The sequence below is a fragment of the Enterococcus sp. DIV0210g genome, from assembly GCF_050559705.1.
GTDB classification, from domain to species: domain Bacteria; phylum Bacillota; class Bacilli; order Lactobacillales; family Enterococcaceae; genus Enterococcus_B; species Enterococcus_B faecalis_A.
In genome coordinates, this window is the sequence record NZ_CP187903.1 from 1,736,990 (window position 1) to 1,757,071 (window position 20,082).

15 protein-coding genes and 1 pseudogene are annotated in these 20,082 nt (G+C 40.1%); 3 read left to right on the forward strand and 13 right to left on the reverse strand.

Features of this window, described 5'->3' with window-relative positions; translation table 11 throughout:
• Positions 1 to 19 precede the first annotated feature (19 nt).
• Positions 20 to 196 (reverse strand): 30S ribosomal protein S21, encoded by a 177-nt coding sequence (gene rpsU, locus IGI64_RS08455; protein ID WP_002356740.1) that lies wholly within the window; start codon positions 194 to 196, stop codon positions 20 to 22.
• Between the two features lie 165 nt (positions 197 to 361).
• Positions 362 to 790 (reverse strand): Fur family transcriptional regulator, encoded by a 429-nt coding sequence (locus IGI64_RS08460; RefSeq protein WP_016623519.1) that lies wholly within the window; start codon positions 788 to 790, stop codon positions 362 to 364.
• A 91-nt stretch (positions 791 to 881) separates the two neighbouring features.
• On the opposite strand from IGI64_RS08460, the gene IGI64_RS08465 reads away from it, so the two are divergent.
• Positions 882 to 1,745, forward strand: coding sequence for a pyruvate, water dikinase regulatory protein (locus tag IGI64_RS08465; RefSeq protein ID WP_429940185.1), 864 nt, complete (start codon positions 882 to 884; stop codon positions 1,743 to 1,745).
• 451 nt (positions 1,746 to 2,196) lie between these two features.
• Here IGI64_RS08465 and IGI64_RS08470 read toward each other — a convergent pair whose 3' ends face one another.
• The 5 genes and pseudogenes from IGI64_RS08470 to IGI64_RS08490 all read right to left on the reverse strand — a co-directional run bounded on the left by IGI64_RS08470 (position 2,197) and on the right by IGI64_RS08490 (position 8,543).
• Complete coding sequence (locus IGI64_RS08470) at positions 2,197 to 2,448, reverse strand: ArsR/SmtB family transcription factor (protein ID WP_429940765.1); 252 nt, start codon at positions 2,446 to 2,448, stop codon at positions 2,197 to 2,199.
• Positions 2,449 to 2,559: 111 nt separating this feature from the next.
• On the reverse strand, positions 2,560 to 4,284 hold the full coding sequence (locus IGI64_RS08475) for a phospho-sugar mutase (protein WP_429940186.1): 1,725 nt from the start codon (positions 4,282 to 4,284) through the stop codon (positions 2,560 to 2,562).
• Between the two features lie 252 nt (positions 4,285 to 4,536).
• The gene (trxB, locus tag IGI64_RS08480; protein WP_429940766.1) at positions 4,537 to 5,490 is read right to left on the reverse strand and encodes a thioredoxin-disulfide reductase; all 954 of its coding nucleotides are present in this window, start codon (positions 5,488 to 5,490) and stop codon (positions 4,537 to 4,539) included.
• Between the two features lie 198 nt (positions 5,491 to 5,688).
• Positions 5,689 to 7,146, reverse strand: a pseudogene (locus tag IGI64_RS08485) (6-phospho-beta-glucosidase).
• Positions 7,146 to 8,543: a 6-phospho-beta-glucosidase gene (locus IGI64_RS08490; RefSeq protein ID WP_429940187.1), complete on the reverse strand. Its 1,398-nt coding sequence runs from the start codon at positions 8,541 to 8,543 to the stop codon at positions 7,146 to 7,148. Before IGI64_RS08490 ends, IGI64_RS08485 begins: the two are co-directional and overlap by 1 nt.
• 195 nt (positions 8,544 to 8,738) lie before the next feature.
• Between IGI64_RS08490 and IGI64_RS08495 the strand changes: the two genes are divergently transcribed.
• Positions 8,739 to 9,659, forward strand: coding sequence for a MurR/RpiR family transcriptional regulator (locus IGI64_RS08495; RefSeq protein ID WP_429940188.1), 921 nt, complete (start codon positions 8,739 to 8,741; stop codon positions 9,657 to 9,659).
• A 434-nt stretch (positions 9,660 to 10,093) separates the two neighbouring features.
• Here IGI64_RS08495 and IGI64_RS08500 read toward each other — a convergent pair whose 3' ends face one another.
• The 5 genes from IGI64_RS08500 to IGI64_RS08520 all read right to left on the reverse strand — a co-directional run bounded on the left by IGI64_RS08500 (position 10,094) and on the right by IGI64_RS08520 (position 17,251).
• Positions 10,094 to 11,992 carry a beta-glucoside-specific PTS transporter subunit IIABC gene (locus IGI64_RS08500; RefSeq protein WP_429940189.1) on the reverse strand — a complete coding sequence of 633 codons (1,899 nt, stop codon included), beginning with the start codon at positions 11,990 to 11,992 and terminating at the stop codon, positions 10,094 to 10,096.
• A gap of 137 nt (positions 11,993 to 12,129) precedes the next feature.
• Entirely contained in the window at positions 12,130 to 12,972 is an 843-nt protein-coding gene (gene licT / locus IGI64_RS08505; protein WP_429940190.1) for a BglG family transcription antiterminator LicT, read from the reverse strand.
• Between the two features lie 273 nt (positions 12,973 to 13,245).
• The gene (locus tag IGI64_RS08510) at positions 13,246 to 15,027 is read right to left on the reverse strand and encodes an ABC transporter ATP-binding protein (protein WP_429940191.1); all 1,782 of its coding nucleotides are present in this window, start codon (positions 15,025 to 15,027) and stop codon (positions 13,246 to 13,248) included.
• Positions 15,027 to 16,778 carry an ABC transporter ATP-binding protein gene (locus IGI64_RS08515; RefSeq protein WP_429940192.1) on the reverse strand — a complete coding sequence of 584 codons (1,752 nt, stop codon included), beginning with the start codon at positions 16,776 to 16,778 and terminating at the stop codon, positions 15,027 to 15,029. Before IGI64_RS08515 ends, IGI64_RS08510 begins: the two co-directional genes overlap by 1 nt.
• A gap of 248 nt (positions 16,779 to 17,026) precedes the next feature.
• Positions 17,027 to 17,251: a YneF family protein gene (locus IGI64_RS08520; protein WP_016623504.1), complete on the reverse strand. Its 225-nt coding sequence runs from the start codon at positions 17,249 to 17,251 to the stop codon at positions 17,027 to 17,029.
• Between the two features lie 250 nt (positions 17,252 to 17,501).
• Here IGI64_RS08520 and IGI64_RS08525 point away from each other — a divergent pair, with 250 nt between their 5' ends.
• Complete coding sequence (locus IGI64_RS08525; protein ID WP_429940193.1) at positions 17,502 to 19,082, forward strand: Nramp family divalent metal transporter; 1,581 nt, start codon at positions 17,502 to 17,504, stop codon at positions 19,080 to 19,082.
• 55 nt (positions 19,083 to 19,137) lie between these two features.
• On the opposite strand, the gene IGI64_RS08530 is transcribed toward IGI64_RS08525, so the two are convergent.
• Positions 19,138 to 20,034, reverse strand: a complete 897-nt coding sequence (locus tag IGI64_RS08530; RefSeq protein WP_034861499.1) for a deoxyribonuclease IV — start codon at positions 20,032 to 20,034, stop codon at positions 19,138 to 19,140.
• Between the last annotated feature and the right edge of the window lie 48 nt (positions 20,035 to 20,082).

The following is a 20,082-nucleotide window of genomic DNA, read 5'->3' on the forward strand; positions in this document are numbered from 1 at the left end:
GCTCCAATTCATCGAAGAACTAGAATTTTTTACGTTTTCTAGCAGCTTCAGATTTTTTCTTGCGTTTTACACTTGGTTTTTCGTAGAATTCACGTTTACGAGATTCTTGTAAAGTACCCGCTTTTGACACGGAACGTTTGAAGCGACGAAGAGCATCGTCAAGTGATTCGTTTTTGCGAACGACTGTTTTTGACATGTTAATTCCCTCCCTCCGAGCTTAAAAAGTAACCGTTATTGTTATTAGAAATAAAATCCCAAAAAACAAGACTGTCCTTTAATTATTATAGCTAATGCTTTTTTTACCGTCAAGCTTATTCTTAAGAAAAAAGCAAAGTATACTTTGTTATTGTATAAAAAAGAATTACTGACAGTTTTCGCAACGCCCCAATATTTCAAAGCGGTGTCCTTCGATCTTGCAGCCGCCAAGCTGTTGTTCAAAATAATTCATTGGACACATATGGATTTCTTTTGTCTTTCCGCAGACCGTACAGATGAAATGATGGTGATGACCAATCTCGCCTTGGCAGCAATGAAATCGGAATTTCATTTCTCCGTTCAAGTCTGTTTCTTCCAGTAAATCGATTTTAGCAAAGTCATGTAGATTTCGGTAAATCGTATCATAACTAACGCCCGAAAACTCTTCTTTCATAAAGCTGTAAACTTCTTTAGCAGAGACATAACAGTTTTTCTTTGCCAAATAAGTCAGCAAAGCTTCTCTTTTTTTCGTATACTTATAGCCGCTTTCTTTAAGGGTCTCCAATGATTGCTCGATCAATGTTGTCTGTTTCATTTTTACCTCCTAAATCAAAATCATTACGAAATAGGTTCTCCAAAGTATGGTATAATAACTTTAAAAAAAATGCAAGCGAGGTTTTTACTTTATGACGTCAAGTTCTCCTGAAATCGTTACTTTTTTTATCATTTCCGACTCGGCTGGCGAAACAGCTTCAAAATTAGCACAAGCGGCTATGGCTCAATATCCTACAGTTGAATTCAATCTGTTTCGACGGACTTTTGTCACCGATCAAGAGACTTTGCTGCAGGCGTTAAATGATGCAAAAGCAGAACATGCACTCGTACTTCATACATTGATCAATCAAGAATTAGTCCAGATCACGCATGATTTTTGCCAAGAAAATGGTCTGTACAATTTCGACGTACTAACTCCCCCAATCGCTGAAATCGAGCGGCTGACAGGGATCACACCTACTAGACAGCCTGGTGCTCTGCATATGCTGAACGAAAACTATTTTCGTCGGATCAAAGCAATGGAATTTGCAGTCAAGTACGATGATGGAAAAGATCCGCGGGGTTTTTTAGAAGCAGATGTCGTGCTTCTTGGTGTTTCTCGTACGTCAAAAACGCCATTGAGTTTGTTCTTAGCCAATAAAAACTTGAAGGTAGCAAATCTGCCGCTGATTCCTCAAGCGCATATCCCAAAACAGATTTGGGAAGTTGATCCTAAGAAAATCGTTGGATTGACGAATGATCCTGGTATCTTGAATAGTATCCGTAAAGAACGGATGCGGTCGTATGGTTTGAATCCGGATACTGCTTATTCTGATATTGAAAAAATCCGTGATGAACTAGCTTTTGCGAACGATCTTTATAAAAAATTGGGTTGTATCATCATTAATGTCGCGTCATTGTCTATCGAAGAAACAGCTTCTCTGATTCTGAATGCACTTGAATTAGAAGACCATAGTTATTATGGAACAGAAAATGAAAATGCAGAAGACAAATAATCGTTTATGCCAAAAGAGGCTGCGCTGAAAAGCGCGGCCTCTTTTGTTTTAGAAATCGATCGGAATTGAACGGTTCATTCACAACCTCTCTAAACAGTGCTCAAACGATTGCTTCTACGGAATTAAGCCTGACAAATTAAAAACATGAAAATCTATTTCTAATTTGCCATTCTTAATTCTTGAAGCAGAACATCGTTTTCACAACCTCTACCCAAACGGTGTTCATGAACCAACTCCTTCGGCACTAACTTAAAAAACAACAAAATATGAGAAGCTATTTTACTGTTTTTTTCGTTACTGCTCGGAGCTGAGCAGTTCATTTACGACCTCTATCCAAACGGTGCTCGCAAAGCTGACTTTCGGCATTAACTCAAAAATCTGCAAAACATGAAAAGCTGTTTCGCAGATTTCTTCTTTAATGCTCAAGTCAAGACGCTTTGCTCACAACCTCTTATTGATGTCGGATATGCTTCAATGTCTGATCCAAAATATCCAAGACATGATAGTCATCCAAACTATATAAAACAGCTTTTCCTTCTCTTTGCGTTTTGACTACATGATTTTCACGCAGCAGACGCAGTTGGTGAGAAACAGCGGATTGTTCCATTTCAACTGCTTGACTGATTGCTGTCACATTTTGTTCGCCATTTTTCAGATAAAGTAAAATTTTCAATCGTGTAGGGTCGCTTAAGACTTTAAACATCTGGCTGGCTTTTTCTATTTCTGCTTGTTTTTTTTCGGGCAATTCTTTCACCTCCGGCTAGAAAAAGACTGACTTCTAAAGTTTATCACTTTTTCCGTCAGTCTCAAGCTTTTATTCTCCAGTTATTTCTTTGATGCTTGCTTCATAAGCTTCGATTTTTTTCGCTGCATCTTCTTCGGATGAACCTTTGACACCAATATAGAACTTGATTTTTGGTTCCGTGCCGGAAGGACGAACAGCAATCCAGCTTTGGTCTTCTAATGTATATTTCAACACATCAGATGGCGGTGTTGTCATTTTCTCTGTTTTTCCTTCTGCAACGCGTGTTTGCAATTTGAAGTCTTCTGTTTGGACGACATTTACACCAGCGAAAGCTTTTGGCGCTTCTTCGCGGAATTTCGCCATCAATTTTGCGATTTTTTCAGAACCTTCCATACCGCTCATTGTTACAGAAGTCGTTTTCTCTGCATAATAGCCGTATGTTTCAAAAATCGTTTGAAGGCCGTCGTAAAGAGTTTTGCCTTGTTTTTTATAAAAGGCTGCTACTTCTGCTAATAAAAGCAATGCTTGGATCGCATCTTTGTCGCGGACAAATGGTTTGACCAAATAGCCGTAGCTTTCTTCAAAGCCGAACATGAACGTATGTGAATGATCTTCTTCGAATTGTTGGATTTTTTCTGCGATGAATTTAAATCCTGTCAATACGTTGAACATTTTCACATGATAATTTTCAGCAATTGCTGTTGGAAGTTCGCTTGATACGATCGATTTTAAAACAGCTGCATTTTCAGGAAGTGTTCCTTGTTTTTTGTGTCCTTCAAGAATGTATTGGACAAGCAAAGCACCGATTTGATTTCCTGTCAGTACTTGATATTTTCCATTTGGCAAGCGAACAGCTGCGCCTAAACGGTCTGCATCAGGATCAGTCGCAATCAGTACGTCTGCTCCTTCTTTCTCGCCTAAACGAATCGCATATTCAAAAGCAGAATGCTCTTCAGGGTTTGGTGATTTGACTGTTGTGAAGTCTGGGTCTGGCAGTCCTTGTTCTGGTTCAATGACAAATTGCTCAAAACCAGCTTGTTTCAAGGCTTTTTCTCCCAGCATTCTTCCAGTACCATGTAATGGTGTATACACGAGTTTTAATTCTTTGCCCATTTCATCAACCAATTCTTGATTGACGGTTACCGAACGGATTTCTTTCAAATATGCGTCATCGACTTCTTCTCCGATGATATTGATCAAGCCGCTTTCTGCTGCATCTTCTTCCGATAAGACTCTTACTTTCAATGGATTTTCGATTGCACGAACATATTTTGTCAACGCATCCGCATCTGCTGGCGGCATTTGTCCGCCATCTTCGCCGTAGACTTTGTAGCCGTTGTATGCTGCTGGGTTGTGTGATGCTGTGATCATGATTCCAGCAAATGCATTTAAGTAGCGGACAGCAAAAGAAAGTTCAGGTGTAGGACGCAAACTTTCAAATACAAATGAAGGAATGCCATGCTCTGCTAATGTTTTCGCAGCTTCCATCGCAAATTCAGGCGATTGATGTCTTGAATCATAAGCGATAGCAACTCCGCGGCGTTTTGTTTCTGGATCTTGATCTTCCATGAAACTTGCCAATCCTTCTGTTGCTTGACGGACGGTATAAATGTTCATTCGGTTGATACCAGGGCCTAAGATTCCTCTCATTCCCGCAGTTCCAAATTCCAATGGTGCATAAAACGCATCTTCCAATTTTTCAGGATCGCTGCTTAATTCATTCAGTTGTTTTTTTAATGTATTTTCCAGATTTTCTTCATTGACCCATTGTTCATAAACTTGTTCCCAAGACATGAAAACGACACCTCTTTCTAAAAAATATAATCTGTTATAAGTATAGCATTGACGTTATATATAGGAAAGTAATGTTCCATAAAACAGGGGAAATATTTTCATATTTGAGAAAAAATCACTTTTTGCGGTTTCACGGAAGCAAAAAGGCAAACAAAAAAGACTGGGACATTGTTCTGTCAGCCAGTCTTTTTTGCAGAAAATCAAACGATTTACCCAAAAAGTTTTTCAACTTGATGCGCGCAATCTACGTATTTATTTTGCTTCTGTTTGTTCTTTTAAATCTTCTAAGTATTTGTATACTTGTTGTCCAGCAATACCGCCTTCGCCAACTGCTGTCGTGATTTGGCGCAATTCTTTCTCACGAACGTCGCCAATTGCGTAAACGCCTGGCATTGATGTTTTCATTTCTTGGTCTGTTGGGATCCAGCCAGCTTCATTGGTCAAACCAGACTTCTTGAATGGTTCTGTCAATGGATCTAAACCAACATAAATGAAGACGCCATCTGCTGCTAAATCAACAACAGCATCTGTTTTAAGATTGCGTGTTTTAACGCCAGTCACAACCATTTCATTCCCAATGATCTCTTCCACGACTGTGTCCCAAATGAATGAGATTTTTTCATTAGCAAATGCGCGTTCTTGAATGATTTTTTGTGCGCGTAATTCGTCTCTGCGGTGTACGATCACTACTTCTGAAGCAAATTGTGTCAAATAGATTGCTTCTTCTACAGCAGAGTCTCCGCCGCCGACAACGACTAAGCGTTTGTTACGGAAAAAGGCACCATCACAAACTGCGCAATAAGAAACGCCGCGGCCTGCAAATTCTTCTTCACCTTTCGCACCTAGTTTACGATGCACACAACCTGTGGCAATAATCACTGTTTTACCTTGGTAAGATTGGTCTTCACAGACAACTTCTTTGTAGTCGCCGTGGTCTTTGATATCTTCAACGATACCATACGCATTTTCTGTACCGAATTTTGATACACCTTCATACATTTTATAAGCTAATTCAGGTCCCATGATTGATTCGAAACCAGGGTAGTTCTCGATTTCTGCTGTGTTATTCATTTGTCCGCCTGGTGCACCACGTTCGATCATCAATACTGATAGATTTGAGCGTGAAGCATATAATGCAGCAGTCATCCCAGCAGGACCTGCGCCAATGACGATCACATCATACATATGTACATTCCTCCATAAAATCAAGTAGTCTTACTTTACAGCCAAAAAACAAAAAAGTCTATTAATCTGCTTGGTCAGTTCAACAGTCTCATTATATAGAAAGAAACCAAGAAAAACAACGAAGAATAGGAACTAAAAATAAGACTTTTATCAAAAGAAAAAAGGAGCTGCGACCTTGGTCGACCCGCTCCTTTTTGTTCAATCAATAGATTTGTCTTCTTATTCTGATACGCTGACCGCTTCTTTCAAATTACTCAAATCTTCACCATTCGACGCAATCACTTGTTTGTACCAGTCAAATGACTTTTTCTTCGTACGTTCAAGGGTACCATTTCCTTCATTGTCTCTGTCCACATAGATAAATCCGTATCGTTTTTTCATTTCGCCGGTTCCCGCAGAGACAAGATCGATACATCCCCAAGTAGTATAGCCTAGCAAATCAACACCATCTTGTTCTACGGCATCTTTCATTGCTTGGATATGCGCTGCTAAATACTCGATACGATAATCATCTTCTACATACCCGTTCTCATCCGGTTCATCTACCGCACCTAAGCCGTTTTCGACAATAAATAATGGTTTTTGGTAACGGTCATACAAATCATTCATTGTGATTCTCAACCCAAGCGGATCAATTTGCCAGCCTCATTCACTTGCTTCTAGATAAGGATTCTTGACCGATGCAAAAATATTTCCTTGTGTTTGTTCCAACAATTCCTTATCTGTCGTAGAAACACGAGAAGAGTAATAAGAGAAGGAGATAAAATCAACTGTATGCTCCTTCAAAAGCGCCAAGTCTTCCGGCTGCATCTCGATCTCGATTCCTTGTCTTTCCATCTCTTTCAATGCGTAAGCTGGGTATTCTCCACGTGATTGTACATCAATAAAGAAATAATTTTCCCGATCTGCTTTTCTTGATGCCCAGACATCTTCTGGTTTGCATGTGTAAGAATAGTTTGCGCCTGCTGCCAACATACAGCCAACTTGGTTTTCAGGGTCTACTTCATGAGCGATTTTTGTAGCTACAGCGCTCGCTAAAAGTTCATGATGGGCTGCTTGATATTTGATTTGTTCTTTGTTTTCGCCTTCTTCAAAGTAAAGACCAGCCCCCATAAATGGTGCGTGAAGGATCATATTGATTTCATTGAAAGTCAGCCAATACTTCACTAATCCTTTATAGCGGTTAAAAATCACACGGCAAAGATTTTCATAAAAGCCGACCAGTTCTCGGGAACGCCATGCGCCATATTTTTCGATCAAGTGCATTGGGCAGTCAAAGTGTGTGATCGTCACTAATGGTTCGATTCCGTATTTTTTACACTCTTTAAAGACTTTTTCATAAAACAGCAAGCCTTCTTCATTCGGTTCTTTCTCATCGCCCATTGGGAAGATACGACTCCAGGCAATAGACATCCGATACGTTTTGAACCCCATTTCTGCAAACAAAGCAATATCTTCCTCGTAACGATGATACATATCGATTGCGACTTTCGCAGGATAAAAATGTGTATCATCGAAGTCAAACATTTTCTGTTCACCAGTGATTACTGGAAAACGATCTTTGCCGATGGGTACAACATCAACGTTTGCTAAGCCTCTTCCGCCTTCGTTATATCCGCCTTCACATTGATTGGCTGCTGTTGCGCCACCCCACAAAAAGTCTTTTCTAAATCCCATCAAACTTCCTCCAATACTTCTTTTGTCGATAATTTTCTTGCCAATTCATCTTGGACTTCGATACCTTCTTGTTCCAGTTTTTCGATTGCTTCTTTAAATTGCGGCAAATGTTCTTTATGCGCAATAAATAATTCATCCATGATACGTTTGGCTGTTTTTCCTGAACGGATCAGCGGATTGATCGTGAATGCTTGCAATGCCGTTCCGTAATCTCCTGTAACCGCTGCTTCGATCGTCACTAATTCCATGTTTTTCATGACTTGCAGCCAGCCTCTTTCTGCTGTTGGTAAAGACCCAAAAGCAACATTTCTTGCACCTTGCGCGCCCACATAGGCTGTCACTTCCACGACACAGTCTGCTGGAAGATCTGGGACAGCTCCGTCATTTTTAGCAGAAACGACGATTTGCGTTTCCTTGTTCCCATAAATTGATGCAATTGTTTCACAAGCAGCATCAGAATAGTAAGCACCACCGCGTTTTTGCAATTGCTCTGGCTTGTGGTCTAGATGCGGATCTTTGTACAACTCAAATAATTCAGCTTCGGTCTCTTTAACTTGCTGTGCTCGGGTACCGATTGTTTTATATTCTTCTAGTGCGTGTTCCAGCATCTCTTCTTCACGATAATAATAGCGGTGATAGCCGCAAGGAATCATTTGCATTTGTTTTAATTGTTCTTTGAAAAATGGGATATCAAAGATGTTTTTCGGCAGTCCGTTTTCTTCATCATATAGACGGTCGATCAACTGGTCTGTAAGGTCGTTCCCTTTTTCATCTGCCACTTTATGCCAATGGAAATGGTTCAAACCAGCAAACTTGTAAATCAGTTCTTGTTTTTCTTTTTTCAACATCTCTGGTTCGGTCATCATCGCCATCACAGGCACATTACATAAACCAATTACTTTGTCCCATTTTCCGTAACGAATAACTGCTTCTGTCACCATACCGCTTGGATTTGCAAAGTTGATCAACCAAGCATTCGGACAAAGACGTTTCATATCTTCTACAACTGATAAAATCACTGGGACTGTTCGAAATGCTTTGAACATACCGCCAGCGCCATTGGTTTCTTGTCCGATCATGCCATAATAAGCTGGGATCCGTTCGTCTTTGATCCGTGCATTCAATTGACCTACACGAAATTGTGTCGTTACAAAATCTGCATCTTTCAAGGCTTCTTCACGATTCAGCGTAGCATAGATTTTTACATCATAAGGGGTTGCATCCCACATTCTTTGAGCCATTTTACTGACGATCTCTAATTTTTCTTTTCCTTCTTCAACATCGACCAGCCAAATCTCGCTTATCGGTAATTCATCGTATCGTTTGATGAATCCCTCCATCAGTTCTGGTGTATAGCTGCTGCCTCCGCCGATTGTTGCGATTTTGATTCCTTTCATTGGTTGGCTCCTCTCTTTTTTATTTACAACTTAATTATGTTATTTGTAAATGTTTCTCTCAATATCTATCTGGATTTTTCATTTCTCGTTTACAAATATTCGATTTTTATTCACCTTTTTTGTAAATAACATTTAAAAACGGTTACATTTTATTTACATAACTTATATAATAAAAAGAAAAAAGGAGAAAAAACGATGCTTCTTCATGAACGAATGAAACAAACCAATCTATCCAATGCCGAAAATACTGTCGTGCATTTTTTATTTGAAAACAAAGCAGAAATTGCTTCACTGACGATCAAAGCCATTGCAGATCAGTGTTATGTCCATCCTTCTACACTAATTCGCTTGTCAAAAAAACTAGGATTCAGCGGATGGATCGAATTACGCGATTCTTATTTAGAAGAAATCAGTTATTTGGAAAGTCATTTCCAACATGTTGATGCAAACTTTCCTTTCTCATCTTCTGACGGGATCATGACTATTGCTAATAAACTAGCCGTACTAGAACAAACAACTTTACAAGATACGCTGTCTCTTTTGCATCACGATGAATTGCAGAAAGCAAAACGTCTGCTGCTCCAATCAGATAAGATCGTGATTTTTGCCAGCAATGCCAATACCCTGATTTCTCAAGATTTTATGTTGAAAATGAAACGGATCAAAAAAGAAGTCAGTATTGTGACAACATTCGGCGAGTCTGCTTATGAAGCGCATAATTGTATGCCCGGCAGCTGTGCTCTGCTGATTTCTTATACAGGAGAAAACAGCATGATCCTCCAAACAGCTTCGATCCTTAAACAAAAAAATATCCCGATTTTATCTTTGACCAGTATCGGTGACAATTCACTCTCGTTAGTAAGCGATGCTTCTTTACGTATGACCACTCGAGAACGGTTGTATTCAAAAATCGGGAATTTTACGATCAATACCTCGATCTGTTATCTGTTAGATGTTTTGTATTCTTGTGTTTTTGCCGAAGAATACCAAAAAAATCTGAACCATCTTATTTCTATCGGCCAGCAAGTCGATAAAAGAAATACCACTTCATCGATCATGCAGGAAAAAGAACCCAAGGCAAAAATCCAGCTTTCAGATTCGTTTTTGCCTAATTGAGAAGAGGTTGTGAAAACGATGTTCTGCTTCAAGAATTAAGAATGACAAATTAGAAATAGCTTTTCATATTTTTAATTTGTTGGACTTAATTCCGTAGAAGCAATCGTTTGAACACCGTTTAGATAGAGGTTGCGAGCAAAGCGTTTTGACTTGAGCATTAAAGAAGAAATCTGTGAAACAGCTTTTTATGTTTTGCAGATTTTTGAGTTAATGCCGAAAGTCAGCTTGGCGAACACCGTTTACAGAAATTGTAAATGAACCGTTCAGCTCCGAGCATTAATGAAAGATTTCGTAAAACAGCTCTTCCTATTTTTAACTTTTCACTCTTAATGCCGAAGAAGCATTCACTTGAACGACTCCCTCACAACAGCCGCAAAACTTACCTGTTTTTGCGGCTGTTCGTATAGTTCTTCGTGTCTCTGTTTTATTTTTTTCTAAATCAATGCAGTAATCAACTCTTCACCCGTTTTGACTGAATTCCCTTGATTTTCCAGAATATCGAGATAGTCAGCCGAATTGGTGATGATAATTGGTGTTTCAACGCTATATCCTGCTTCTTCAATGGCTTTGATATCAAACTCAAGCAGCAAATCGCCTTGCTTCACATGATCACCTTGCTCAACAAAGTTCTTGAAATATTTTCCATCTAACTGAACGGTATCAAGACCAACATGGATCAGCAATTCCAGACCGTTATCAGAAACCAGACCGATTGCATGTTTTGTTTTGAACAAAGTCATGATGGTGCCGTCAAATGGTGCTCTTACTTCTCCTTTTTCTGGATGGATCAAAATGCCGCGTCCTAGTACACCTTCAGCAAATGCCGCATCTTTTGCTGTACTTAATGGGGCGATTTGTCCTTGGATCGGTGTCACTACGCTTTCCTTGTTTTCAATCGTCTGCTTCAATTCTGTTTTTTCATATTCAGTCTCTTCTGCATCATCTTTCCATAAGAAAAAGGTCAAACCGAAACCAATGACCATAGCAATGGCGATCCCAATAAATGATTGGAACATCCCGCTAGCATCGTTTCCATCAATGTAACTAACAACGCCGAAAATCCCTAGCCCTCCAACTGTATAACCTGTTACTTGATTGATCATCATGTATAGACCAGAAATACTTCCGCCAATCATCGAATAAATAAATGGTTTCTTTTTCGGTAACGTAATCCCATAAATCGCTGGTTCGGTCACACCGAAAATCCCTGAAATAATCGCTGGCGGACACAAAGCTTTTAGTTTTTTGTCTTTTAATTTGAAGTACATTGCTGCGACAACGGCTGTTTGGGCAAAACTAGCACCAAATACACCTACAAGGACTTGGCTCGCACCTTCTTGTGTTACTTGCATGATTGCAATCGGGATAACGCTCCAGTGTAATCCGAAAATAACTAATACTTGCCAGAAGAAACCTAAAACTGCACCGTAAATCGCTGGTGAAAAATCCATCAATGCTTGGAATCCAAGACTTAACCAGTCTGTCAACATGCTGATGATTGGGCCAATTACTAGAAATCCGATTGGCAGTGCAATCAGCAAAACAGCAAGCGGCACTAAAAATGTTTGAACGACGGAAGGTATTATTTTCTTGGCAACTTTTTGTATCTGGGCAGCAAAAGCCACAATAAAGATGATTGGTACTACACTACTTGTATAATTCGCACCTACCCATGGAATCCCTAAAAATGTTTCATAGGCTGGCAATCCAAGTAAGCTGTAGGGTGCGCCTGTACCTCCACCTGCTTCAAAAGCTGCTCTAAGTGCATCCCTTTGAACGGCTGGATAACAAAGAGCCGCGCCAATCACGATTCCTACCATTGGATTCAAACCAAATTTCTTTCCTGCCGTATATCCGAGAATCACTGGCATGAAGTAAAAAATAGCATCCCCGATTCCATTCAACATTGTGTACGTTCCCGAAGTGTCTGTGTAAAAGTTCAAGAAAACAAATAACGCATTCAATCCTTTGACCATCCCGGCAGCAGCTAATGCACCTAGGAATGGTTGGAAACAACCGCTTAGAATGTCAATCAGACGATTAAACAAGTTCCCTTCCGAAACAGTCCCCTCTGTCTCACCACTGATTCCCGCAACATCAACGACATCTGCATAAACATCTGGCACATGATTTCCAATCACGACTTGGTACTGCCCGCCGCTTTTCATGACCGTTACAACACCGTCCATGTTTTTCAAGATCTCGTCATTTGCTTTTTCTTCATTTTTTAATTTGAAGCGAAGCCGCGTGATACAATGCGTCAAACTATTGATATTTTCTTTCCCGCCGACATTTTCTACGATTTTACTTGCTAATTCGTGGTATTTTCCCATTTTCTTCTTCCTCCAATTATGATTGATTGAAGGTTTAGCCAACTGAATGTCACTATCCTGTAAAGCTGCTTTCTTTCTACGATCCTCCTTTTGTTTTTTAAAAGGACAAATATGTCCTATTTTCGGAATAAATAAAGCTAGACTCGTTGAACCAAACGCGCGATATGGATCGTCAAATACATGATTTCATCTTGTGAGATCGCATAATCAAATCGTTCTTTCAAAAATTGGGTGATTTTCCCCGCGCAATTTCTAGCGTTTGGATATTTTTTCTGGACGATTGCCAAAAGCTCTTCTTCTACTTCACTTTTTTGGACCTCTTCATGATTAAGGACTCTGGTCAAAAAGAAACGCAGGTGAGTCGTGAAACGGTAAAAGTAGACAGACTCTTCGTCAAAAGAAAGGCCAAAATGATAACGAACGATGTTCAAAATATCCTGCATCGTTTTCGTAAAGGTATACATATCAGTCATTTTTTCTTGTTCTGACTGTGCATTGACTAAATGAAGGGCAATAAAACCGGCCTCATTTTCTGAAAGCTGGATGTTATATCTTTTAGATACTTTTGCTACAGTCTTCTTTCCGATGGCAAATTCATCTGGAAAAAGCTGCTTGATGTCCCACAATAATACGTTTGGGATGGTAATCCCGTTCTTTTGCCGTTCGATCGCCGTATGTAAGTGATCGGTCAAAGAAATGTAGATTGATTCATTTAAAGAAACACGGAGCTGCTGTTTTGTATAAGCAATGATTTCAGCTGCTGTCTCAAAGTATTCCAAGGGTACATCTTTGATCAGCTCTTGGAACTGTCTGGAAAAGCCGCCGTTTGCTAGTTGAAAAACTTTGTCGATCGCGGTTGGCTCAATCGGATCTCCCGCTCTTTTTTTAAACGCCAATCCTCTGCCCATAACAACGACTTCTCTGTTTTGGTCATCTCTTGTCACTACCACGTTATTGTTCAACACTTTTTCAATCAGCATTTGTTTACTCCTTTCGATTCATCTGTTCCAGCCGTTTGGAAAAATAAAAACCTAACTAACCCAACTCAAATAGGCTGAGTTGAGTCAATCAGGTTTAGCTTGCGCAGAGCAATCACTATCCATCTATTTTGTTGGTTTTATTTTAGCAAATAAAGCGTTTTCTTGTCAATATTTTCTTAAAATAGAAATAGATGTTTTCCTGCAAAAAAACTCCCCAACAGATTCATCTCGTTCTGCCAGGAAGTTTTATTTTTGCCATTAGATTATTTATCTTTAATCACTGCTTTGGAGTTTATACATATCAGAATAAAGTCCTTCTTGCTTCAGCAGCTCTTGGTGATTGCCTCTTTCAACGATGTGTCCTTTATCCAAGACTAAAATCAGTTCTGCATCGCGAATCGTTGATAAACGATGGGCGATCGCAATGGTTGTCCGGCCTTGACGCATTTTGGCTAAGCCCTCTTGGATCAGACTCTCTGTTTCCGTATCGATATTGGCTGTTGCTTCATCTAGTACTAGGATTTTCGGATCTGTCACGATCGTTCGCGCAAAAGAGATCAGTTGTCTTTGGCCACTGGAATAACTGGCGCCGCGTTCATTTACTTTGGCATGGTAGCCATTTGGCAATGTTTCAATGAATCGGCTTGCCTGTACAAATTCAGCGGCTTCTTTGATTTGCTGATCCGTGATTTCAGGGTTCAGCATTCGGATATTCCCTGCAATATCGCCGTAGAACATAAAAGCATCTTGCAAGACCAGTCCCATTTTTTTCCGTAATTCTTCGATTGGATAGTCGCGAATGTCACGATCATCGATCAAAATCTGTCCTTCATAAAATTCATAGAAGCGCATCAGTACATTGATGATCGAACTTTTTCCGCTTCCAGTATGCCCTACAAGAGCGACAGTTTCTCCCGGATTTGCGACAAAAGAGATATTTTCCAGTACGTTGTTTTTTCCATCATAAGAAAAGCTGACGTTTTTGAATTCGATCTTCCCTAAAGCTATCTCAGCATCTGCCTCTGGATTTTGCTGCGGCGTGTATTCTTCTGTATCCATGATTTTCAGAATACGGCTTCCAGCAACCATTCCGTCTGTAAAAATACTTAGGAAATCCATCATTTGCGACATTGGATTAAAAAATCCTTGGACATAGGTCGTAAAAGCATAGATCAATCCGACTTCAACCGGCGAATGGATAGCGTCGATCCCAAACAATGTCAAGGATAACGCGATTGCCAAAGCATAAAGAAAGCTGATGATTGGACTGAGTAAAATCGAGTTTGTTTTGATCATCGCATATCTTGTTTGAAGATAGTCTTCATTGACTGCTTCAAATTCTTTTGCTAAACGTGCTTCTTGACGAAATTGCTGGATGATCCGCATGCCAGAGATGGATTCATTCAATTTTGTATTCAGCTGACTCAATTTTTCCCGCATGTTTCGATAGATTCTTGAGCTAAATTTCTGATAGTACCAGATGACGATCCCTAATATCGGCAAAAAAAGCAGATTCCACAAAGCGATTTTAGGGTTGACTTGGAACATCGCTATAAAGGAAGAAACGACTGCAAAAATCCCTGTCAGGACCATCAAGAAAACGTGCCAAAACTCAAACAGTGTTTCCGTATCGTTCGTTACACGAGAAACCGTAGAACCAGCTGGTGTTTGGTCAAAGTACCGCATACCCAGTGTATGGAGCTTCTCGAACAATTTCACACGAATATGCTGATACGTTTTTAAGGAAGCCATGGAATATAAATACCATTGAAAAAACCAAATAATACTTTTTACCACGATCCCAAAAAGATAAAGTCCCGCAAAGAATAAAATGATCTGTGTCGTCGCTGATTCTTTGGAAAGATAATTATCCATGAAGGTCTGGATAATTCGCGGCAAGATTACATTAACAATCGATAACAAAAAAGCAAAGCCAATCGCTACAATAAATGTTTTTCGAAAAGGTTGAGCGAATTTGAGCAGACGTTTAATAATCTGGGTCTGTTCTTTTACAGGTATCGATTTCGTCCATTCTGACTGTTGATTTTCTTCCATTAATTATCCCCTCCTTCGATTTTTGCTTCCAGCTGCTGTTTGTCCCACATTTTTTTATACCAGCCGCCGCGTGCCAGCAATTCTTGATGGCTTCCGCGTTCGATGATCGTTCCTTCGTCAATGACAAGGATTTCCCGAGCGTGCATCACACTGCTCAAACGATGGGCCGAAATGATCGTTGTTTTGTCGCGGCGTGCAGCTTTCAAATTGTGCAGGATTGCTTCTTCTGTTTTTGCATCAACGGCAGACAACGCATCATCTAAAATCAGCAGCTCAGGATTCAAAATCAGGGCTCGTGCAATAGAAAGGCGTTGTTTTTGTCCTCCTGAAAGAGAAACACCTCGTTCGCCTACCAGCGTGTCATATCCTTCAGGCAATGCTTTGATCTCATTGTCGATAAATGCTAAAGCAGCTGCTTCTTCTACTTTTTCTGAAGGAAAATCTGGGTTGGCAAAACGAATATTGTCTCTGATGGTCATAGAAAACAGAAAATGATCTTGCGGCACATAGCCGATCGAACCCAACAAAGCATCTAAGGTATAATCTTTGATCGATTTTCCGCCAAATTCGATTTTCCCATCGTAGCGGTCATATTCACGCATCAGCAGTTTAAGGATCGTGGTCTTTCCGGCACCTGTTTTTCCGACGATACCAAGTGTTTCTCCTTCATCAATTGCAAAATCGATATTTTCTAGTGAAGGCTGCTTTTCATTTGGATAACAAAATGCATCAATTGCCATCTCGATTTTGCCTTTTGCTGGTTCAGAAGATGCACCTAATTGTTCTACTACATGTGTTTTTTCCCGCAGCAATTCGTTTACCCGATCGTAAGAAGCATTTCCCCGCTCCATCACGTTGAATAATCGACCAATCGCAAACATCGGCCAAACCAGCATCCCAATATAACTGATAAAAGAAACAAGCTGACCAATCGTGATTGTTTTATCCATGACGAATTTTCCGCCAGCAATAATCGTTGCTACATAAGATAATCCAATGATCAATGTAATGAATGGGTCAAATAATGAGTCCAAAAAATTGACGCGTTTGTTTTTAACGATGGCATCCTCTATCTTTGTTTCAAAATCTTCCAGATCTTCTTTTTCTTGTCCAAACGTTTTGATTACTTTGATCCCAGTGATACTTTCTTGTGTCTTATCATTGATGTTAGAAAAAGCTTCTTGCGCATCGCGAAACGCATCATGCAGTTTCGTCCCTAAGATCCGAGAAGTAACTGCCAATAAAGGTAACGGGATCAGCACAATCAGCGTCAACCGCCAATCGACGAACAAAACCATCGCGATGATCGTAGAACCGCCTGTGATCAAAGAGTCTGCAAAGGTCAAGATGCCGGCACCTGCTACGTTTTGAATAGCATTCAAGTCGTTTGTCGCATGCGCCATCAAATCACCTGTTCGATGTTTTTGATAAAAAATACTGTCCATTTTAGTAAAATGAGCAAAGAGCTGCTTTCTTAATTCTTTTTCAAGACGCGCAGCACTTCCCCAAATATTCATTCGCCAAATATAACGAAAAATATATTGCGCAGCAGCAGCAGCAAGCAAAATACCAATCCAATAGGTGATGATTTGGAAAGAAATCCGATTGTCGGCGATTTCATCAATGATGATCCCAATGACTTTCGGCGGGACTAACTGGACTAAAGCGACTAACAGCAAAGAGAAGACACCAATCAAATAGTGTTTCTTTTCTCGTCTGAAAAACCAGCCGAGTTTTCTAAAAATCGACATAACATACCTCCTTATAGTTGAGCCTCTGAAAAGCAGCGGCTCCTTACGATTTCCGACGAACAAATGTTTACAAAATTGAGAGTGCAAAAGCTGTTTTCGAGCGATTTAGCGAAAACACTTCACTGTTCGCATACTTAGTTGATGATGGCAGAAGTTAAAAACGGGTGATTGGCGGCGAGGAATAAGAAAGACAAAAAAAGCGGGCTGAAAATCAGCCCGCTTGCTTTACAACGATGAGTGGAAAGAACCTATTTTTTCCCTTGGTTCTTCATTTGCTGCATCATCTGACGAATTTTCTTCTCAGATGGCTTTTGTCCCATAGACATCATCATTGTTCGTAACATTTCCTCATTAACGGGAGGATTTTTTTCTAGATAGTCTTTCATATATTTACGCGCAAAGAAGAACCCGCCTACTGCGCCTAAGATCAATGCAATTACTGCAATAAGTACGACAATTCCTGTTGATACCATTTAAATCTCTCCTTTCTTTTCCGAATTGCTCTCAGTCAAGTATTTTACTAGAGTTTTAACAAAAAAGAAAGGCGTTTTCTTCATATTCACAGAAAAAAGTGTTATTTCTGCCAAAAGCTGTATATTTGAAGAAACGATCGATAAATCGCCATGCCGCAAAAAAAGTTTAGGCTAACCAAACTTTTTCCTTTCTTTTCCAAATATTTAGGTGTAGAATGATGCTGTAAAAAGAAGAAAGGTGGTTTTTCTTTTGAATGATCAAAACAAACATTCTACTCATTCTCCTAATCATAGGATTTTTGAACATACAAACGGCCGCTCTCTTTCTGAAGTGAACGGCACAGTAAACGTACCGAAAGGAAAAGGTTTCTTTAAAACCCTCCTAGCCTATTCCGGACCTGGCGCTCTTGTCGCAGTCGGATACATGGACCCGGGGAATTGGTCGACATCCATTACCGGAGGACAAAATTTCCAATATATGCTGATGTCCGTTATTTTGATGTCTAGTTTGATTGCCATGCTGCTTCAATATATGGCGGCAAAATTAGGGATCGTCAGCCAAATGGACCTAGCGCAAGCGATTCGTGCCAGAACAAGCAAAGCCTTAGGGATCGTGTTGTGGATCTTAACAGAGCTTGCGATCATGGCAACAGATATCGCAGAAGTCATCGGTGCAGCAATTGCTTTATATCTGCTTTTTGGCATTCCGCTGGTTTATGCCGTTTTCATTACTGTATTCGATGTCCTGCTCTTATTGTTGCTGACAAAAGTAGGATTTAGAAAAATCGAAGCAATCGTCGTCTGTTTGATTTTCGTGATCTTGTTCGTTTTTATTTATCAAGTCGCATTGTCTAATCCAGATTGGCACGCAATGATGCGCGGCTTTATCCCAACCAAAGAAACATTTTCTGATTCTCCATCGATTGGCGGACAAACACCGCTGACTGGCGCTTTAGGGATCATCGGTGCCACAGTGATGCCGCATAACCTTTATTTGCATTCGGCTGTCTCGCAAACGAGAAAAATCGATCATGAGGATCAAGAAGAAGTTGCTCAAGCCTTGCGCTTCACAACTTGGGATTCAAATATCCAATTGACAATGGCTTTTTTCGTTAATGCACTGCTTCTGATCATGGGGGTTGCCGTCTTCAAAACAGGTGCCGTAAAAGATCCTTCATTTTTCGGTTTGTATCAAGCTCTTTCAAATCCTGATACATTGAGTAATGGCGTGTTGATGACTGTAGCAAAATCTGGACTCTTGTCTACATTGTTTGCTGTCGCACTGCTGGCATCCGGCCAAAATTCAACCATCACTGGTACATTGACTGGACAAGTCATCATGGAAGGATTCATCCATATGAGAATGCCTATTTGGCTGCGCAGATTAGTTACTCGTCTACTTTCTGTCGTGCCAGTTCTTATCTGTGTCCTGCTTACGAGCGGAAAAGGGACTTTAGAAGAACATAATGCATTGAATCAGCTGATGAACGATTCGCAAGTCTTTCTGGCATTCGCCCTTCCCTTCTCTATGATCCCATTGCTGATGATGACCAACAGCCAAACAGAAATGGGCAAACGTTTCAAGAATTCATGGCTCGTTAAACTATTAGGCTGGTTTTCTGTAATCAGTTTGACCTATTTGAATCTCCAAGGCTTACCTCGTCAAATCGAAGGACTTTTTGGAGATAATCTTTCTGAATCGATGCTATTAGTTGCTGATACAGTCGCTTACGGCGTGATTATTGGAGTCCTTGGTTTACTTGCTTGGACGATCATTGAGCTTTATAAAGGAAACAAACGGCAAGAAGCACTCGTAAAAGAAACAGCTTAAAAGGCAAAAAAAGACCGCTGTATCTGATTATTGATCAGGTACAGCGGTCTTCTTTTTATTTAGCAGCAGCAAGAATAGTTGAAAGCATTTCTGGATCAAATATGCCTTCCTTCAACATGTTTATCTCGTGGCCGTAAGGAGCTTTTTTATTCTTCTTATCTTCGCCAATGTAAGGAGTTTCTAAGATTTTTGGTACAGTCTCAAAATTTGGATGGTGGACGATTCCGTGCAAGGCTTCAAAACCGATCGTACCAAACCCAATATTCGCATGACGATCTTTATGTGAGCCTTGGTCATTTTTCGAATCATTGATATGCAGCACTTTCAAACGATCTAGTCCGATGATTTTATCAAATTCTGTCAAAACACCGTCAAAATCATTTTTGACATCATAGCCTGCATCATTGGTATGACAAGTGTCAAAGGTAACCGAAAGTTTTTCATTGAGTGTTACGCCGTCAATGATTTTTGCCAATTCATCAAATGTCCGTCCAATCTCTGTTCCTTTTCCTGCCATCGTTTCCAATGCGATTTGTGCTGTTTGGTCTTTTGTCAGTACTTCATTTAATCCCTCGATGATTCTTGCAATCCCAGCATCTGCGCCCGCACCAACATGCGCGCCTGGATGAAGGGTGATTTGTTCTGCGCCTAATGCTTGCGCACGTTCGATCTCATCTCGTAAAAATTGCACAGCAAAACCAAACATCTCTGGTTTGACAGTATTGCCTAAATTAATGATGTATGGTGCATGAACAACGATATTTTTGATTCCGTTTTCTGCCATAAACTGCTTTGCAGCAGGAATGTTCATTTCTTCGATTGCTTTTCTTCTGGTATTTTGCGGTGCGCCTGTATAAATCATAAATGTTGAAGCGCCGTAGCTTGCTGCTTCTTCTGCAGAACCTAAGAACATCTTCTTCCCGCTCATACTTACATGTGACCCTAATAACATCTTCTTTCCCCCTGATTCTATTGTGCTTTTTTTATAGTAACTGAAACC

What these genes read in the sequence shown, in the direction of transcription:
- IGI64_RS08510 (WP_429940191.1), bottom strand. Translation starts at nt 15,027, where the DNA reads ATGGAAGAAAATCAACAGTCAGAATGGACGAAATCGATACCTGTAAAA.
- IGI64_RS08460 (WP_016623519.1), bottom strand. Translation starts at nt 790, where the DNA reads ATGAAACAGACAACATTGATCGAGCAATCATTGGAGACCCTTAAAGAA.
- IGI64_RS08515 (WP_429940192.1), bottom strand. Translation starts at nt 16,778, where the DNA reads ATGTCGATTTTTAGAAAACTCGGCTGGTTTTTCAGACGAGAAAAGAAA.
- IGI64_RS08500 (WP_429940189.1), bottom strand. Translation starts at nt 11,992, where the DNA reads ATGGGAAAATACCACGAATTAGCAAGTAAAATCGTAGAAAATGTCGGC.
- IGI64_RS08470 (WP_429940765.1), bottom strand. Translation starts at nt 2,448, where the DNA reads ATGTTTAAAGTCTTAAGCGACCCTACACGATTGAAAATTTTACTTTAT.
- IGI64_RS08465 (WP_429940185.1), top strand. Translation starts at nt 882, where the DNA reads ATGACGTCAAGTTCTCCTGAAATCGTTACTTTTTTTATCATTTCCGAC.
- licT (WP_429940190.1), bottom strand. Translation starts at nt 12,972, where the DNA reads ATGCTGATTGAAAAAGTGTTGAACAATAACGTGGTAGTGACAAGAGAT.
- IGI64_RS08495 (WP_429940188.1), top strand. Translation starts at nt 8,739, where the DNA reads ATGCTTCTTCATGAACGAATGAAACAAACCAATCTATCCAATGCCGAA.
- IGI64_RS08490 (WP_429940187.1), bottom strand. Translation starts at nt 8,543, where the DNA reads ATGAAAGGAATCAAAATCGCAACAATCGGCGGAGGCAGCAGCTATACA.
- IGI64_RS08475 (WP_429940186.1), bottom strand. Translation starts at nt 4,284, where the DNA reads ATGTCTTGGGAACAAGTTTATGAACAATGGGTCAATGAAGAAAATCTG.
- rpsU (WP_002356740.1), bottom strand. Translation starts at nt 196, where the DNA reads ATGTCAAAAACAGTCGTTCGCAAAAACGAATCACTTGACGATGCTCTT.
- IGI64_RS08520 (WP_016623504.1), bottom strand. Translation starts at nt 17,251, where the DNA reads ATGGTATCAACAGGAATTGTCGTACTTATTGCAGTAATTGCATTGATC.
- IGI64_RS08530 (WP_034861499.1), bottom strand. Translation starts at nt 20,034, where the DNA reads ATGTTATTAGGGTCACATGTAAGTATGAGCGGGAAGAAGATGTTCTTA.